Below are 16783 nucleotides of genomic sequence, written 5' to 3'. Positions count from 1 at the left end.
TGCGGTGGATATCTGGCAATAATTCTTATCTTGCGGCCACAAAAAAGGCAAAGCCACCCTGTGCTTTGCCTGAAAACCTAATATTTAGCTAATTGCGCGGCACTGGTAACGTTGATAATCCGGGCGCCGTTATGAATTCGGCGCATGAAAGAGAGCATTGTGCTCCGCGGCACGGAGACACAGCCCGCCGTCGCGCCGCGTCCGTTCACGTGCAGGAAGAACGCCGACCCACCACCGACGCCGTGGTTGTAGCCGATAACAATTCCGTATTGATACTGGACCGGATAATCGGCCAGGTGCTCGTCCTTGCTGCTAGACTTGCGGCGCTCCTGCCAGGTATTGTACTGCTTGTCCTTGGGGTTAGAAATATAGTACGACTGCTCAGTAATCTGCCGGTAAGTGAGCTTGGTCCCCGGATTCTTCCCCGTCCCAAAGGCAAAGGTCAGCGGGTATGCGCCCCGCGGCGTGCGGCCAGAACCTTCACGGGCGGTGCCCACGCCATTGTATCCGACCCGCCCGGCAACACTTACGGCCTGCACCCAGATACCACCCGATTTTTCGAACAGGTAAACCTGTGCGTGACTGCCACTGGCCACCACCCCGACAATCTGATCGGTCTTCTTGGCCGTCTTGCTCGTGGCGGCGTAACTGCGCGCTGTGGCCTTGGGCTTAGTGCTCGCCTTCGTGGCCGTCGCGTTGAGGTACCCAAACCACCAGCCATCCTGGTAGAGCGAGTAGTACACACTGCCATTGCTGTGATAGTACACACATTTGACCTGAAACACGTGGTTGAACCAGTTCTTGGTAAGGTGCTTACTTTGCCAGTTAAATCCGCCCCAAACGGTCGCGCGTTTACTCGTAATCTTGACGTACTTGTTTGCGCCCACCGCGATTCCCTGGGCACCCTTGGCCACCTGGACCGCGCTGGCATTCAGGTACCCGAACCACTTGCCGTTACGGTAGAGCGAATAGTAGGCGGACCCATTGCTGTGGTAGTAAATAATTTTGGCCTGTAGCGTGACATGATATGCGTTTTTGGTGTTCGCGCGCTTTTTGCGCCAGGCAAAATCACCCCAGACGGTGAAATTCTTCTTAGTGATCGTTACGTACTGATTAGTCGCAACGGCCCCGCCCTGGGCCCCCTGACCGACTTTCACCGCCCGCGCGTTGAGATAACCCAGCCACTTTTTGCCCGCATACAGTGAGTAGTAGGTACTCCCGTTCGCGTGGTGGTACGCCACCTTTGCCAGATAGGTGTGGTGGTACAACTTGGCCGACTGGTTGCGCACTGCCCAGTCAAAATTGCCCCAGACACTGTAATTAGAGCTAGTCACCGTGACGTACTGCCCAAATTTTTGGGCCGCACCCTGGGGCTTTGGGGTCTGGTTACTGGTTGCGGCTACCTGCTGGGTCGTTGGTGTGGCCGCCTGCGTAATTTGGCCACTGCTGCAGGTTAACCCCAAAAGAACGCTCGCCCAGATTAACATGAATCCCAGTACGCACGGTTTGTGCCGTCTAAACTTGCCCATTTTTTTGCACCTCACTCATTGATACTTTAATCATACAGGCTGGCCCCAATTTAGCCAACCGCTTTGCAAGGGTTTCCTTTCTGGCGGCCATTGCTATATAATAGTAAGTAGGAAGACAATAATTTTTCTAATGGAGGATGATATTCATGCGTGAATTTACCAAGGAACAATTAGCCGAATTCGACGGGCAGAAAAATCCCGAAAAGTACGTTGCAGTTGACGGCGTCGTCTATGATTTAACTAACGTGCCCGCGTGGAGTGGTGACAACCACCACGGCAACGTTGCGGGCCAGGACTTATCAATCGCCATCACCCACTCACCACACGGGAAGAAGTTCCTCGATGACAAGCCGGTCGTTGGTAAGTACATCGGCTAAGCGCCGCACCGAACTTTTTGCGCAGAACGGTTGACAGACACCCCCCATTTCCGGTATGATATTTCTTGTGCTTGAGGCACAACTACCAATGATGCGGGTGTGGCGGAACTGGTAGACGCGCAAGATTAAGGATCTTGTGGCCAATTACGGCCGTGAAGGTTCAAGTCCTTTCACCCGCATTGCTGCGCTGAACGAGGTTACTCATTCCGCGCTTTTTTTATACCGGCCACAACATTCCGGTTTGCAGCACATAAAATGGGTCCGACTGCCTTTACGCAGTCGGACCCATTTTTGAATTCAGATTAAATGCCTAGTAGGTATATATAACTTAGTGCAGCGATAGTTTGCACCCCACCAACTGCCAGGGCGTAAAGCATGAACTTCGGCCCTTCCTTGATGAAGCGGGCAAAATCCAGCCGCAACCCGATTGCCGCCAGCGCGATGGTCTCACACCACCCACTCAGCCAGTGCGCACCCGTACCCAGAAATACGGGCAAGGTGACCGCGCTGTTCATGACGCACAGAATCAGAAAGCCGAGCACGTACCACTGCAGCGGCAGCTTGAACTTATGCGGCGCGGTTGCACCAGCACTTTGCGGCCGGCCGCCTTGTACCTTACGCGTGAACAGGTACACCACAACCACCAGCATGATGATGCGCATGATTTTGAACAACATGGCGAACTGCACGGTGTGGGCGTTGACCAAACTGGCACCGGCCACCACCTGCCCCACCGACTGCAGGGTGCCGCCCAGCAAGGCGCTTGTCGCCAAACTGTTTTTGCCCAAAAGCGTCATGCCCAGAAACGGCAACGTCAGCATCATGACCGTTCCCAGCAAGTTCACCAGCGTGATAATCTGACCCTTATCTGCGTCGTCAGCGTCAATGGCCGGCGCGATTGCCCCAATGGCCGACGAGCCGCAGACCGCGTTGCCGCCCGCCATCATCAGCGCCATTTTCTCCCCGAACCCGAGCTTGCGGCCAATCCCGTACGCCGCCAGGATCACCGTGGTCATCATCATGAGCACGAAGATTCCGCCGCGCAGCCCGATTTGGCCGATGGTTTGAAACGTAACGGTGAGCCCAAGCAGCACCACCGAGACCTCCAGCAGCTTGCTTTCAGCAAATTTGGTGCCGGCACCTAAGTATGCTTGCCGAAAAATCGTGTTGCCCAGCACAATCCCGAGTAAAATGGCGATGGTCGCTCCACCGAGGCTGGGAACCAGTGTCCCCAATAATTTAGCGGCGATTGCCACAATGGTCGCGAGGGCAAGGCCCGGAACAATTGCATTCTTGGCCGTCAATCGGGCCATTGTTGTCGTTTTTTCCATTACCAACATCCTTCCTGTCAGTAATTAGTTTACTTGATGGTTTTCATCAATGGGAGTGATTGCTATAATATCAACTATCACAAATCGTAATGGAGAACTCATGTTTAAAAACCTCGCCACCTTCAAGGCAGTCTACGAAGCGCGCAGCTTCTCCCGTGCCGCCGACCTGCTCTTCATCGCCCAGCCCACTGTGTCGGCGCAAATCAAACAGCTCGAAACCGAATTCGGGGCGCAACTGTTCGTCCGCAACGGGCGCGGGGAGATTGGCCTCACCCCAGCTGCCGACACCCTTTACGCCCAAACCCTGCAGCTCCTCGGTACGTGGAACACGCTCCACACACAGCTCCAAGCCACGGCTGCCCAGAAGCGGACTTGCCGCCTCGCCAGTTCGCACACCTTCGCTACCTACATCCTGCCCCACCTTTTGCCCATGCTTGAGCAAACATTTGCCAACGTGCAATTCAGTGTCCACATGGGCAACTCGCAGGACGTCCAAACCCGGCTGCTGCACCACGACGCCGACATCGGCTTCATCGAAAAACCACTCGCCAGTACCCAGCTGCACCGCACCGTCTTGCTCGCCGATCAGCTCGTGCATGCTGGCACCAGCGGCCCCTGGCTCACCCGCGAACCCGACTCTGGAGTCTATTACTACACCAAGCGCTACATGGAAGAGGCGGGCATCGCGGGGCCGACCATCGAAATCGACAACAACGCCGTGATTGTCAACCTGCTACAAACCGGCTTTGGCCAGTCCATTATTTCCCAGCGCGCCGCGGGCAATATTCCGCACCAATCGCTTGGCAGCAAGTTCACCCGCCAGTTTTACATGCTGACGGCCAGGGACCGCCAGGATGAAGAACTTGATGACTACACCCGCATCACCCGTGCCATCAAGCATGCAACGCACGAACTAACTGAATAACGCACAAATGCCGTCCGCATCCACGGACGGCATTTTCTTTGCGCTTAATGCGAATTTTCAACTTTGACTACTTCACCACTGGTAAAGGTGTGCACCGTGCCAAACACGTCGCGCAGCACCAGTCCGCCGTTATCGGCGATGTCCAGCACCTTGCCGAGCACCCGTTCATTGCCGAGGTTCAACGTCACCTGCTTGCCGATGGTTACCGACCGCTGCCGGTACGCGGGCAAAAAGGCGCCATCCCCGTAGTGTGCATACAACTGCGTGACGTGGTCAATAATGCGCGCTGCCAGCAGGTTGCGGTCAACATCCGCGCCAACCTGAATGGCGCCCGCCACATCCGTCAACGCGGCGGGAAAATCAGCGGTGGTCAGGTTCAGACCGATGCCGATGATAAAGGCCGCGGTTGACGTGGACTCGAGTTCCAGCACCGCCTCGGTGATAATCCCGCCCACCTTGTGCCCGTTTAGCAGCACATCATTCACCCACTTGAGGCCAAAATTCTGCCCGGGGAACGTGGCCGCCAGCACATCCACCACGGCATTAGCCACCCCGGTAGTGAGGAGCCCCACATTCTGCAAGGTCGCGCCCGCATTAGGCAACACCATGCTTAGATACAGGCCGCTGCTGGCGGGGGCGTAAAAATGCCGCCCGCGCCGCCCATACGCGCCACTTTGCTGATCGGCTAGAACCGCGAACGGAAGCGTTCTGGTGCCTGCATTCACGGCTTCCTTCGCGTACACCTGCGTTGAGTCCACGCTGGCCAGCACCGTGACCGGCATCTGGGTATGGGTGTAAAAACTAATCGCGTCGGCATCGAGCACGGCACTGGCCGCATACCGGTAGCCCAGACTCTTGCGTCCCTCGATGTGGTGCCCCGCTTTGCGCAGCGCATTGATCGCCTTCCACACGGTTTCGCGCGAAACGCCCAGGTCGGCAGCCAGCTCGTCACCGGAACGCCAACCATTCTGATATTGCAGCAGGTCCGTTAAAACCTGTTGCCGGGTACTTTTAGCCATAATTTCTCCTCATGCACCAGCGGCATTCACCCAACATGTTGCTTAGGCAAACGTCGCACCAAAACGACCGTTAATCCTGCTTTCAGTATATCACCCGGGATAATCGCCATGTTCGCAATCATTGCGGCGGCAACCGGCATGTCGGCCTGGTGGGCAAGCCACAATGTTCCGCACAGATCAACGAGCAAGACTCCCGCGAGCAGGACAATTAAAAACTGCCCCCACCAGGTTGTCGCGGCCGGTGCGCCAATTTGGGTCAGCCCCCAGATGCTCACGGGCACCAGTAGCCAGCCCAGCATGTACCCGGCAGTGGGCCCGACAAACATCGCCGCCCCGCCGCGGCCGCCGGTTAAAATGGGCAAGCCCAGACCAACCAGCAGCAACAACAAGCCCACCGCGATGGTGCCATATCGTGGGCCTAAGATTAGCCCCACGAGCATGACGCCCATATTTTGCAGCACCAGCGGGACCGGGATAATCCCCAGCGGAATTCCGGGCAACAGGCCTAGAACAATCAACAGCGCCAGCATCACTGCCGTTAGCGTTAGATTACGCACATTTTGCATCACTTTGCCCTCCATCAGCACGTTGAATGGGTTCAGCATACTAAACTAGTAACCCAACTGTCAATATTAGGGTTACTAAGCAGGCAAATAAAGCGGGCCGCTTGCGCCCGCCCCCTGTTAATACTCTTGGTTAATCTGCAATTCATGACCGGCAAGGGGGGTAACCACATACAGGTGCGCCTTCCCGTTCACGGCCACCGCAAACTGAAACTCCACGTTCGACGCGACGCCGAAGTTGCCGTCCTTATCTAGGGCCACGTAGGAGAATTCCCCCACGTTGCCGTTGCGTGCCTGCAACCGGTCAATAAAGCCGTAAACCGCCTGATTCATCGCCGCCTGCACCGCCATTCCGCGCGCCATCAGGTCAACGATTTCAAAACACAGCGGCCGCTTCATCATGTCTTCACCCAGGCCGGTCGCAACCGCGCCGCCAACTTCACGGTCAACGTAGAAGCCGTTGCCGGCAAGGGGCGAATCGCCCACCCGCCCCGCGTGCTTCATGAACAGACCCGACGTACTGGTACCCGCAACCATCTGCCCGGCATTATCCAGTGCAATCATCCCCACCGTATCGTGGCCATCGTAGGGGGTCAGCCGCGCGCCGGCGGCAACCTCTGCTTTGCGGGCAAGATACTGCGCGCGGGCTTTTGCCGTCACCATGTCTTTGCGCTCAAAGCCGCACGCATCCGCAAAACTCTCTGCGCCCCGGCCAACGAGCACGTTGTTCACGCGTTCTTCACTGAGCCGGCGACTGACACGAATGGGGTTGGCAATGTCGCGCGCGCCGGCAATTGCGCCAATCTGAAAATTGGCGCCGTTCATGAACGCAGAATCCATCTCCAGTACCCCATCCCGGTTGGGCAACGCGCCGTAGCCAACCGAAATGTTCGCGGGGTTGTTCTCCACCGCCATGATGCCCCGCTCCACTGCGTCCGCAGCACTTCCGCCGGCAGCCAAAGCGGGCGCGACAAGCTGCACGCCTTCGCCCGCCATCCGCCAGGTGCCAATAATTGCATTCGTCATTTGTTTTCCTCTTCACTAAGCGGCGCGCGCAAAACGCGCCGCAGATATTCTTGAATCGCTTCTGCATGGGTAGCCACCATGTTCGCGGGCAACTGCGTCAGGGGCACCCAGGCGTATTGCAACGACTCGCCGTCACTGATGCGTGGTGTGCCCGCGACATTTTCCGCGTAATACGCAATCACCACATTGTAGAATTCATCCCCGTTCGGCGCAATCACGTGGTGGTCTGGTCCCGAATAGACATTCAGCAACTGCAAGGCGTCCGGTTCAATGTGCAAACCCGCCTCTTCGGCGACCTCACGCACAACGGTTGCCTGCGTCGTCTCGCCCATTTCCATCAACCCACCGGGCAAACCCCAGCGCTTTTGCGGTTCATTACGCTGCTGCAGTAGCACTTCCGCCTGGTCGTTCACAAGCACCGCGCAGCAGCCATTCAGAATCACTGACCGCGCGCCAATGACCGCACGTAAATCTTCAATATAGCCCATTATTTGCCCCCTTACTTACTGGGAATTTCCTGATAGCCATCTTCCCAGTTCGCGTACAAGGCGGCCGCATACAGAAAGTCAGACACCCGATTCAGGTAGGTCATGCACGCATCCGAGATGTCTTGCTGGTTGCTGAGCGCCACCGCCGCCCGTTCGGCCCGGCGTGCGAGGGTGCGGGCATACTGCAACTGACTGCCGGCACCATTATCCGGGCCGCCGGGGATAATGAACGCATTCAGGTGCGGCATTGCCGCCCAAAACGCATCAATCCGTTGCTCCAACCAAGCGGTCGCTTCCGGGGTCAGCTTGTTACTGCGCGGCACAGCCAGGTCCGCCTGCAAGATATACAACTGCTTTTGCACCGCCTGCAGGTCTGGCGCCAAGTTCAGACTGGTAGGCGCCAGGGCCGCGACCGCCACCCCGAGGTAGGACTGGAACTCGTCGATTGCCCCGAGCGCCTCAATTTGCGGATCCGTCTTCGCAACCATTTTACCGGTCACCTGTTTGGTCTGCCCGTGGTCGCCGACTTTCGTGTATATTTTCATGTCGTCCCTCCATCTGGATCTATATTGCATTCATTTTACCGCATTCCCCGCCATCATTGGCCAAAAAAAGAAGGACCAGTTGCGTCCTTCTGCACCCACTACTTATCCAGTTTAATCTCATCCAGCGGAATCAGCTTCGTCTTGTGGCGCACCTTGTAGTAGACATACAGGATGAGAAACAGCGGCACGGACATGTACGAAATCAGCAATTTTGCCCAGGCGAAGTGGGTCACCGACTGGATATCTTGCCCCAAGATGACAACAATCCCGAGCGCCAGTGCGAGTAGTGGCCCCAACGGGAATAACTTCGCGTGGTACACCAATTCACTGACCTGATGCCCCTGCTTGATGAACGCGCGCCGGAACCGGTAGTGCGAGATAGCAATCCCGAGCCAGGCGATGAAGCCAGTCAGCCCCGAAGCCGCCACAAGTAAAGTGTAAACCTCTGAGCCCATGATGCTGGTGAGGAACGTCAACGCACCGACCGCCGTCGTGACGATGAGGGCGGGCAACGGTACCCCGCGGTTATTGGTCTTGCTGAAGATGCGGGGCGCAAAGCCGGTGCTCCCCATCGCCCACAGCATCCGCGTTGATGCATACATCCCCGAATTGGCGGAGGAAAGCACCGAGGTCAAAATCACGGCGTTCATCACGCTCGCAGCCCCCGCGAGTCCCGTCCGCTTGAAGACCAAGGTGAACGGCGAAATCGCGACGTCCCCGGCGCCAGAGCCGAGCAAATTCGGACTGGTGAACGGAATGATTGCCGCAATCACAGCAATGGCACAGATGTAAAAGAGAATGATGCGCCAAAAAACCTGCTTGATGGCCTTCGGAATACTCTTTTCCGGCGTGGCCGATTCACCCGCCGTAATCCCAATGAGCTCGGTCCCCTGGAAGGAGAATCCGGCAACGACGAACACAGACAGCGCGGCCGGCCACCCATTGTGGAACGGCGCATCGCCGACAGTGTAGTTGTGCAGCCCAATTGCTGGGCCCCCACCCAAAATGCCGATGATGGTGAGCACGCCGACGATGAGGAATACAATTACCGTCACCACTTTCACCATCGACAGCCAGTACTCCGTTTCGCCAAACGCCTTAACCGAAATAATGTTAATGGCGAAAATCAAGGCCAGAAACCCGAGGCTAAAAATCCAGCCGGGCACACTGGGGAGCCAAAAATGCATCAGAATGGAAGTTGTCGCCACGTCCACCGCCAGCGTAATTGCCCAGTTAAACCAGTAATTCCACCCGAGCGCAAAGCCCATTGCCGGGTCAACGAAGCGGCTGGCGTACTCCGAAAAGGAACCGGACACCGGCATATACGTGGCCATCTCGCCCAGACTCGTCATGAGGAAATACACCATTACCCCGATAGCGCCGTATGCGAGGATTGCACCCCCAGGACCGGCCGTGGCAATCGCTGAGCCGCTGGCAACGAACAGCCCCGTGCCGATTGAACCGCCAAGGGCAATCATCGACAGATGCCGGGTTTTTAACGTCCGCTCGACGCCATGATTATTTTCTTTTTGTCCCAAAACTAACTCCTTACGTCACATAATTAAAAGGACCGGACCCAATTCACCAAGACGTCCAGTCCTGAAAGCAGCTTGTAACTGCTAGTTAATAACATTCATATATTTATATTCTGATTTGCATTTTCAATCATAACATTGCGCGTCAGGTCAAGCAAACACGCCACCCCGAATTTATTTGTTATTAACGCTATCTTCATCAGTGCAACCAAATGCACCGGAAATTATGGCGGCTTCCTGACAATGCATAATAATTTAGTCACGTCTGCGCAATAATTACGCCACAGTGCGGCGAACTGCCGTAGCGAACCCAAGCTTTTTGCGCTATCATATGCGTAATCAATCAGTACTTCATGGAGGAACCTAAAATGCCTGCAAATCCGAACGCCATCAGCGACCTGGCCGCTGATGCGCACCAAATCACATTCAGCTATCATAGTTGGCGTGCCCGGATCACCGCCACAAACGACCACATTCTGCGCTTCACGGTTACGGCCACAGATGAGTTTCCGACCCACCCCAACATCCCGGCCGCACCAGAAGTTGTGAAGCACGCCGACGCCACGGTGGCGACCGGCGGCAGCGGTCAGGAATACCGCGAACCCATCGTCGTGAATGGAGCCACGATGCCGCTCACCCTAAACGGCAACCATTTTGGGCTGGGCCAGTACACCGTTACCATCACTGATGGTGCCTTGACTGTGAACCGCGCTGACCAGCTCATCTTGCGCCAGAGTCTGCCCCAGCTGGTCAGTGCAGCCGCAGCGACGGCTGATGCCGACAGCGACGTGAGCACCGCACATTGGACCAGCCGCATTAGCACGACGGCCCACGCCCACTACTTTGGGGGCGGCACCCAAAATGGCATCGTGACGCTCAATGACCGTCTGATCCAGATTAAGAACGAAAACCGCTGGACGCTCGGCGGCGTTTCCAGCCCCGTGCCGTTTTACTGGAGCACCACGGGTTACGGCGTGCTCATCAACTCGTACACCCCCGGCGAATACGACTTCAGCAATCCCCGCGCGGCTTACCTGATGCACGAAGACGCCACCTTTGATGCCTACTTCATTCTTGCGGACACCGCCAGTGGCCTCATTCACGGCTACCACGAATTAACTGGGGCGCCCGCCATCCTGCCCCGGTTTGCCTTTTACCCCGCCCACTTCAACGCCTACAACCGCGACTGCTGGGTCGAGGTTACGCCAGAATCCACCGCCGCGGTCCAGTTTGAGGACAATAAGTGGTACAAAGAATACCAACCGGTTAATCCCGAAACGTTCAACACGGGCTATCGGCCCGGCACCATCACGGTCGCCGGACTCACCCTCATCCCGAACGTGTACGGCGACGGGCAGGTCGAGTTTGTGCACCCCGATGCTGACGGGAACCCGCAAACGGCGATTCACGAGTCCCTTAACGGCGAGCACGACTACCAGTTCTCCGCACGGGCCGTCATCGACCGTTACCGGGCGGCCGGGTTCCCCCTGGGCTGGATTCTGCCGAACGATGGTTACGGTGCCGGTTACGGGCAGACGTCAACGTTTGCGGGTGACCTGGCCAACCTCGCGCAATTCGCTGGTTACGCGAAGGCGCAGGGCGTAACGACCGGTCTGTGGACGCAAAAAACGGTCGCGCCCAAGGACCCCGCTAAGCCGCAAAAAGCCGAACGCGACTTGCACGCAGAAATCGCGGCGGGCGTCCGGGCACTTAAGACGGACGTCGCGTGGATTGGTGAAGGCTACACGTTCGGCGTGAACGCCACCGCCAGTGCTGCACGCGAACTGCAGGCAGTTAACGCCCGGCCCGCCATCGTCACGCTTGATGGCTGGGCCGGCAGCCAGCGCAACGCCCTCATCTGGAGCGGCGACCAGTCTGGCAGCAACTGGCGCAACATCAAATCCCACATTGGCACCTACCTGAGCACCGGCCTGTCCGGGAACCCCAATGTGGCCAGCGACGTCGACGGAATCTATGCCGGCAGCGACCCACTGGTACAGACGCGCGACCTGCAGTGGAAAGCCTTCACGCCCACGTTCTTTGCCATGGATGGTTGGGGCGAAACGGCCAAGCGGCTCGGGCTAGAGCACGGCGAACCGTTCACTTCCATTAACCGCGCCTACCTGGAATACCATTCCAGCATCGTGCCATTCCTGTACAGCCTGGCCACCACCGCCCGGAACACCGGGGCGCCAATTATGCGGCCTACCTGGTGGCTCGAAGCTAACGACTACACGCTGGGCGATGACCTCAACGACCAGCTGCTCATCGGCTCCACGTTCCTGCTTGCTCCCATCACTGGAACCTACCAGCCGGAAGCAAACGGTAATGACGTCCGCCCCGCACTGTATCTGCCGTACGGTGACTGGACCGACTTCTGGACCGGGAAAGAATACACGGGCGGCCGCACCATTGCCGACTTCCCCGCCCCACTTGGCCAGACACCACTGTTCGTGCGTGCCGGCAGCCTCGTGCCCCGCACGGCGCCGCACCTCACGCCAGACGAGATGCCCGCAGAGCGAATCCTGGAATACTACCCGGGGTACGACGAAAGCCACTTCACGGTGTATACCGATGATGGCGTTACCCCGGCGTACCAAGATGGCGCCCAGGCGCAGACCCAAATCGACGCCCGCACCGATGACGACGATACCGTCCACATCACCATTCACAAGACGACGGGCACCTTCGCCGGCCAGGAACTGCGCCAGCCGACGACCATTTTCATTGCCTGCCCCACCGAGCCTGGCTACTCGGTGGTCCAGATGAACGGTGAGATCATCAACGTGCCCAAGCGCTTTGGCCTGCGCGCCCACGACCCATTTGCGGCCATGCGCACCGAAACTGGCTTCACCATCGAGATTCCCGCGATGATGATTAACGCCAACGACCTAGAAATCGAAGTGCAACTGTAACGCCAAAAACGCCCCCGAGAACTGCACCGTGCAGTCCTCGGGGGCGTTTCTTATTCATCCGCTACCGGCGCCACTTATTCTTAGCGGTCCGCATTGCGGCCTTCATGCTTTTCTTGGAGCCGAACATCTTCTCAATCTTGGCGTGTTCCCGCGCCCGACCCCGCAACTCCTTGTTTTCTTTCTGCTCAGCCTGCAGCTGGTGAAAACTACGCAGCCGCTTGGGGTCAAGCTCGCCGGCCGCAATCGCCGCCTGCACCGCACATCCTGGTTCCCGCGTGTGCGTACAATCGTTAAACTTGCACCCCCGCGCCAAATCCGTAATGTCGCTGAACGTGCTATCCAGGTCAGCAGCCACAATCGCGAGTTCCCGCATGCCCGGGGTATCAATCACGATGCCCCCACTTGGCAGCACAATCAGCTGCCGGCTGGTCGTCGTGTGGCGTCCGTGCGCATCGGCTAGGCGAATACCACCAGTGGCGAGTTCATCACTACCCAAAAGGCGGTTAATCAACGTGGATTTGCCCACCCCGGACGAGCCGAGGAACGCGTACGTACGGCCGGGATGGATGCATGCCTGCAACTCCTGCCAGCCGTCAACCTTGGTCGCATCACAGACCAGCACCTGAGCGTCACCAGCCGTTGCGGTAACGGCGGTCAGCTGATTGGCAAAATCGGTCGCCAGGTCGGCTTTGGTCAGCACCACCACGGGAGTAGCCCCACTGTCGCGGGCCACCGCCAAGTAGCGTTCCAGGCGCCGCAGGTTGAAGTTGCCGTCCAGCGCCATACACAAGAACAAGGTATCAACGTTGGCCGCAACCACCTGCAGATTGCTGGTTGTCCCCGCAGCTTTGCGCGTAAAGACTGACTGCCGGGGCACGAGCCGTTCAATAATCCCCGCATCTTGCAGACTAGCCGGCATGCGCAGCAGCACCCAGTCGCCAACGGTTGGGAAGTCCTCTGGCCCAAACGCAATGTTTTGCATACGCCCCGAAACCTGGGCCTGCACCCGCACCGCCGCGGTTTGCACCCCGTACAGATTGCGACTTTGCGCAACCACACGGCCAATGGTGAGCCCGGGGGCGTTCGTCGTTGTCATGTCTGCGGTCAGGCCATATGCGGTAAGTTTGTTACTATTCAATTTATGTGTGTCCTCCAAAAACTGCGCGGGTTCCCCCGCACACACCTGGAGGGCGAAGTCTGTTAGTTGACCGAACCCTCCGCCATCTTAACAACGTCCATCACAATGATCTTCTTTGCCATGATTACACACATCCTTTCTGCTACCAGCCACAACTTAATCTGGCCAGTCGCTGCACTGTTTACGAGTGCCGATAATGCTCAAAGTATAACATTAGCGCCTAATAGCGTCTATATTTCCCGGAAAATACCGTTAACCTGCAGCCACAAAAATCTTCTTAAAGTGCCGCCGGAACAGCCACAAACCAATCAGCATGGTCAAAACATCGGCGACTGGTTGCGCCCAGAGCACACCAATGTAACCAAAAGCCACATGCAGCGCGACGATTACGGGCAGGAAAATCACCCCTTGCCGCGCAATGGCCATCACCAGCGCTGCCGGGGCCGCGCCGATGGTCTGAAACAATGTCGTCATCACCAGGCATACCCCAACCGCCGGGGTGCTGATAAGCAGCACGCGGACCATCGTTGTCCCCAGGTGGATAACTGCACTGCTATGCATGAAGATGGCCACAATGTGCGGCGCAAACACCATCAGGACTGCGGCCAAAATCAACGCGTACACGACCTCGACGAACAAGTCGAAGCGGATAATGGCCTTCAGCCGCGCGTAATTTTTCGCCCCGTAGTTATACCCCAGCAGTGGTTGCGCGCCAAAGGCAAAGCCGACCATCACGAGCATGATGACCATGTAGACCTTCAGCGTGATTCCCAGTGCCGCCATCGCGTTGACCCCGTACTCCACCACATAGCGGTTCAGCACGGCCGTCCCGAACGCCTGCGTGAGGTTCGTAATCGCGGCCGGGACGCCGATTGCGATGACACCCCAAATCATGTGCGGAGTAATTCGCGCCAGCCGCGGATCCACACTCACCGCCTGGGCCCGCTGCAGCGTGAGCCAAATCAGCAACGCATCCGTCAGCACGTAGCCAATCACCGTGGCCAGTGCGGCGCCGGCGGTCCCCATGTGCAAAACCAGGATGAAAATTGGATCGAGCACAATGGTCAGCAGCGTGCCCAGAACCGTCCCCACCATCGACGCCTTGGCCATACCCTCAGTACGGATGATGTTGCTGGGCACGAGCGAGATGATGATAATGGGCGCACCGATGCTCATAATCCGGTAAAAATGCGCCGCCGCGGTGTACGTCGCGTTGGTCGTCCCGAGCAGGTGCAAAATTGGGGCCTCAAAGAGCAGCAGTAAGGCCGCGGTCACAATCCCCACGACCAGCGCCGCATACAGGCACCAACTGCTGACGCGCCGGGTTTGGTCAACATCCTTGGCCCCCAGCAGACGCGAAATCACCGAGCTGCCGCCCAGGCCGAAAATGTCACCAATTGCAAGCAAGAACGAAAATAACGGCGTGCAAATCGCGACCCCCGAAACCAGCCGTGCGTCCTGGGTTTGGGCGATGAAAAACGTGTCCGCCAGGTTGTAGACCATGCTGGCGACCATCCCCGCGACCACCGGCAAGGCCAGCGTGAAGTACGCCTTGGGCACCGAGGTGCGTTCGAATAATTCTTCCATGATTTACCTTCCAATCATTAAACTAGCTATTAGTTTACCGCGAAAAACTAACGGCATGGAAATGTTTCCGTAATTGTTGTAGCATAAAGGCACAATTATGATACAAGGAAGGATTGCACGATGCATTACACATACTTGTGGCAACCACAAGGCGTCACTGCACCCCAGTTGGCTAAAATGCCAATCGGACTAGACATGCGCTGGGTTAGTGACACCGACACTTTTCGCCGAAATTGGAGTCAACTCCAAACCACTATGCATGCCGGCGACACTTTAACGGTTAACGGTTTTGATGCCCTCGGCCCGTCGATCATTGGTGCCCGCAATATCCTGAACCGCTTACTGCACCGGGGCATTAGCGTCAATATCAGCGACATGGGGATGATCAAAGTGACGGCGGCCGGCAAGATTGTGTCTGGCACCTCAATTTTACGCATCATCGACGCTCTGGCTGCCGCGCAGACCCGGATGACGCTGGCAGAGCAGCAATACACCCCCACCGCCAAGCGCCGCGGCCGACCGTTCAAGCTGGAACCTGCTGCCCGGCTGGCGGTCATTGACTATTGCACTACACATACGCAAAATGAAACCGCGGCGCACTTCCATATTTCCCGCGCCACCGTTGCGCGCATTATCCGCGCGCACACACAGCGGTTCAAACACTAACATTGACCGCGCACGCAAACGGCGCTCCCGCAGATGCAGGAGCGCCGTTTTTGTTGGTAGGCTAGATTAATTAACTGATACAAATTGCTGCTGGTGCTGCACCGCAAACTCGGTCGGTGCATCGGCGTTCAGTAAGTCCTCGGTCAACTGAACCCGCGTAATCGTCTGGTCATCGTACGGCTGGAGGAAGTACGTCCGGTCGCTCAGGCTACAGTACGCTCGGTACTGGGAGTAATCGGCACTGAGATTATCCATCAACTTGGCGCCGCGCGGAATGTCGACGGAGTTCATCAGGTGGCTAATCGTGTTGACCGCGTTCGCCTGCCCGGAAACTTTTTCCCCGACCTCACGCATGAAGGCCATGCGCACGAACCGGGAAACGCTCGTGTAATCACCCGGCAGCCCAACGGCCCCGGTTCCGGCACCGAACCCATGCACGTTCAGCGTCCCATATTTGCGCGCTGGTGCTTGCGTTGGCTGCAGCTGCGGGTAGTTCTTCAGGTTCTGCAGGTGCCAGCCAAAGTCGGGGCTGTTGGTCATCACGCCAACCGGGTTGTCGAACAGTTCAAGGCCCGCACCAGTCTGTTCCAAGACGGCACAATCGCCCGTATCGTCCGCCACAATCCAGTGCAGCGGCACAACGATGTTTCCCATGAACGCATTGGCCACGGCGACGATGTTAATGTCATCGAGGTGATCACGCAATTCGGCCACCGTGGTGTAGTTGCCCAGCAAGTACGGCACCATTTCGTAGGAGGCCAGATTTTGCTTTCCCGCAACGGGGCCCTCATTGTACTTAGATTCCACCAGGTACAACGTGGCCGCACCAAAACCGTGTTCGTTAACACCGTCGACCACCGCGTATTCGCCCACTTGGCGCCCGCTACCAACAAAGCCAAACTTGGCCACGATACCCTCTGCATCAACTGCCGCCTTGAAGCGGTAACCACGCGGAATCACGACCGGCCGCGCGCCCATATCAAAATCGAAATCCATTGTCCGTGACAGATACCACTTACCATCGGCATCTTCATATGTAAAACTTGTGCACATAAGCGTTCCCCCTTGATTGCGGCCACACAGTTAGTTAATGCAGCCCGTTAATTTTAGTATGCGCCGGCGAGTTGGGATAAATCAAT

Annotated in this window: 15 protein-coding genes and 1 tRNA gene; 5 read left to right on the top strand and 11 right to left on the bottom strand. The window is 57.3% G+C overall.

Annotated elements, in window-relative coordinates:
* Positions 1-77 precede the first annotated feature (77 nt).
* Positions 78-1529, bottom strand: a complete 1452-nt coding sequence (locus FC18_RS00635) for a L,D-transpeptidase family protein (protein ID WP_056975292.1) — start codon at positions 1527-1529, stop codon at positions 78-80.
* A 146-nt stretch (positions 1530-1675) separates the two neighbouring features.
* Between FC18_RS00635 and FC18_RS00630 the strand changes: the two genes are divergently transcribed.
* Positions 1676-1906, top strand: coding sequence for a cytochrome b5 domain-containing protein (locus FC18_RS00630; RefSeq protein WP_056975291.1), 231 nt, complete (start codon positions 1676-1678; stop codon positions 1904-1906).
* Between the two features lie 93 nt (positions 1907-1999).
* Positions 2000-2085: transfer RNA gene (locus tag FC18_RS00625), tRNA-Leu, on the top strand.
* A gap of 123 nt (positions 2086-2208) precedes the next feature.
* Here the strand turns inward: FC18_RS00625 and FC18_RS00620 are convergent.
* Positions 2209-3237 carry a YeiH family protein gene (locus FC18_RS00620; protein WP_225353626.1) on the bottom strand — a complete coding sequence of 343 codons (1029 nt, stop codon included), beginning with the start codon at positions 3235-3237 and terminating at the stop codon, positions 2209-2211.
* Positions 3238-3337: 100 nt separating this feature from the next.
* Here FC18_RS00620 and FC18_RS00615 point away from each other — a divergent pair, with 100 nt between their 5' ends.
* Complete coding sequence (locus FC18_RS00615; protein WP_054676590.1) at positions 3338-4162, top strand: LysR family transcriptional regulator; 825 nt, start codon at positions 3338-3340, stop codon at positions 4160-4162.
* Positions 4163-4206: 44 nt separating this feature from the next.
* Here the strand turns inward: FC18_RS00615 and FC18_RS00610 are convergent, their stop codons facing one another.
* From FC18_RS00610 to FC18_RS00585, 6 genes are all read right to left on the bottom strand, one after another.
* Positions 4207-5181, bottom strand: a complete 975-nt coding sequence (locus FC18_RS00610) for a biotin--[acetyl-CoA-carboxylase] ligase (RefSeq protein ID WP_056975290.1) — start codon at positions 5179-5181, stop codon at positions 4207-4209.
* A gap of 26 nt (positions 5182-5207) precedes the next feature.
* The gene (locus FC18_RS00605) at positions 5208-5747 is read right to left on the bottom strand and encodes a biotin transporter BioY (protein WP_173585337.1); all 540 of its coding nucleotides are present in this window, start codon (positions 5745-5747) and stop codon (positions 5208-5210) included.
* Between the two features lie 117 nt (positions 5748-5864).
* Positions 5865-6770 carry a glycosylasparaginase gene (locus tag FC18_RS00600; protein ID WP_054676593.1) on the bottom strand — a complete coding sequence of 302 codons (906 nt, stop codon included), beginning with the start codon at positions 6768-6770 and terminating at the stop codon, positions 5865-5867.
* Positions 6767-7258, bottom strand: a complete 492-nt coding sequence (locus FC18_RS00595; RefSeq protein WP_054676596.1) for an NUDIX hydrolase — start codon at positions 7256-7258, stop codon at positions 6767-6769. The genes FC18_RS00600 and FC18_RS00595 overlap by 4 nt, the downstream gene beginning before the upstream one ends.
* A gap of 11 nt (positions 7259-7269) precedes the next feature.
* On the bottom strand, positions 7270-7803 hold the full coding sequence (locus tag FC18_RS00590; protein WP_054676599.1) for a cob(I)yrinic acid a,c-diamide adenosyltransferase: 534 nt from the start codon (positions 7801-7803) through the stop codon (positions 7270-7272).
* 98 nt (positions 7804-7901) lie between these two features.
* Complete coding sequence (locus FC18_RS00585; protein WP_056975289.1) at positions 7902-9341, bottom strand: amino acid permease; 1440 nt, start codon at positions 9339-9341, stop codon at positions 7902-7904.
* A 365-nt stretch (positions 9342-9706) separates the two neighbouring features.
* Here FC18_RS00585 and FC18_RS00580 point away from each other — a divergent pair, with 365 nt between their 5' ends.
* A complete protein-coding gene (locus FC18_RS00580) occupies positions 9707-12253 on the top strand; it encodes a TIM-barrel domain-containing protein (RefSeq protein ID WP_054676603.1) in 2547 nt (848 codons plus the stop codon).
* Positions 12254-12314: 61 nt separating this feature from the next.
* On the opposite strand, the gene rsgA is transcribed toward FC18_RS00580, so the two are convergent.
* Positions 12315-13391: a ribosome small subunit-dependent GTPase A gene (gene rsgA, locus FC18_RS00575; protein WP_056975288.1), complete on the bottom strand. Its 1077-nt coding sequence runs from the start codon at positions 13389-13391 to the stop codon at positions 12315-12317.
* 252 nt (positions 13392-13643) lie between these two features.
* Positions 13644-14978, bottom strand: a complete 1335-nt coding sequence (locus tag FC18_RS00570) for an MATE family efflux transporter (RefSeq protein ID WP_054676606.1) — start codon at positions 14976-14978, stop codon at positions 13644-13646.
* 120 nt (positions 14979-15098) lie between these two features.
* On the opposite strand from FC18_RS00570, the gene FC18_RS00565 reads away from it, so the two are divergent.
* Positions 15099-15644 carry a recombinase family protein gene (locus tag FC18_RS00565; protein ID WP_056975287.1) on the top strand — a complete coding sequence of 182 codons (546 nt, stop codon included), beginning with the start codon at positions 15099-15101 and terminating at the stop codon, positions 15642-15644.
* Positions 15645-15710: 66 nt separating this feature from the next.
* Here the strand turns inward: FC18_RS00565 and FC18_RS00560 are convergent, their stop codons facing one another.
* A complete protein-coding gene (locus FC18_RS00560) occupies positions 15711-16697 on the bottom strand; it encodes a choloylglycine hydrolase family protein (protein ID WP_054676611.1) in 987 nt (328 codons plus the stop codon).
* Positions 16698-16783 lie beyond the last annotated feature (86 nt).

The sequence above is a fragment of the Lacticaseibacillus sharpeae JCM 1186 = DSM 20505 genome, from assembly GCF_001436225.1.
In the GTDB taxonomy this organism is placed as follows: domain Bacteria; phylum Bacillota; class Bacilli; order Lactobacillales; family Lactobacillaceae; genus Lacticaseibacillus; species Lacticaseibacillus sharpeae.
This window is presented reverse-complemented; position numbering and strand designations above follow the sequence as displayed.

Bases quoted from the DNA above. Each gene is read 5' to 3' on its own strand.
- FC18_RS00630 (WP_056975291.1), top strand. From the start codon at position 1,676: ATGCGTGAATTTACCAAGGAACAATTAGCCGAATTCGACGGGCAGAAA.
- FC18_RS00635 (WP_056975292.1), bottom strand. From the start codon at position 1,529: ATGGGCAAGTTTAGACGGCACAAACCGTGCGTACTGGGATTCATGTTA.
- FC18_RS00615 (WP_054676590.1), top strand. From the start codon at position 3,338: ATGTTTAAAAACCTCGCCACCTTCAAGGCAGTCTACGAAGCGCGCAGC.
- FC18_RS00600 (WP_054676593.1), bottom strand. From the start codon at position 6,770: ATGACGAATGCAATTATTGGCACCTGGCGGATGGCGGGCGAAGGCGTG.
- FC18_RS00565 (WP_056975287.1), top strand. From the start codon at position 15,099: ATGCATTACACATACTTGTGGCAACCACAAGGCGTCACTGCACCCCAG.
- FC18_RS00580 (WP_054676603.1), top strand. From the start codon at position 9,707: ATGCCTGCAAATCCGAACGCCATCAGCGACCTGGCCGCTGATGCGCAC.
- FC18_RS00610 (WP_056975290.1), bottom strand. From the start codon at position 5,181: ATGGCTAAAAGTACCCGGCAACAGGTTTTAACGGACCTGCTGCAATAT.
- FC18_RS00595 (WP_054676596.1), bottom strand. From the start codon at position 7,258: ATGGGCTATATTGAAGATTTACGTGCGGTCATTGGCGCGCGGTCAGTG.
- FC18_RS00590 (WP_054676599.1), bottom strand. From the start codon at position 7,803: ATGAAAATATACACGAAAGTCGGCGACCACGGGCAGACCAAACAGGTG.
- FC18_RS00605 (WP_173585337.1), bottom strand. From the start codon at position 5,747: ATGCAAAATGTGCGTAATCTAACGCTAACGGCAGTGATGCTGGCGCTG.
- FC18_RS00620 (WP_225353626.1), bottom strand. From the start codon at position 3,237: ATGGAAAAAACGACAACAATGGCCCGATTGACGGCCAAGAATGCAATT.
- FC18_RS00560 (WP_054676611.1), bottom strand. From the start codon at position 16,697: ATGTGCACAAGTTTTACATATGAAGATGCCGATGGTAAGTGGTATCTG.
- FC18_RS00570 (WP_054676606.1), bottom strand. From the start codon at position 14,978: ATGGAAGAATTATTCGAACGCACCTCGGTGCCCAAGGCGTACTTCACG.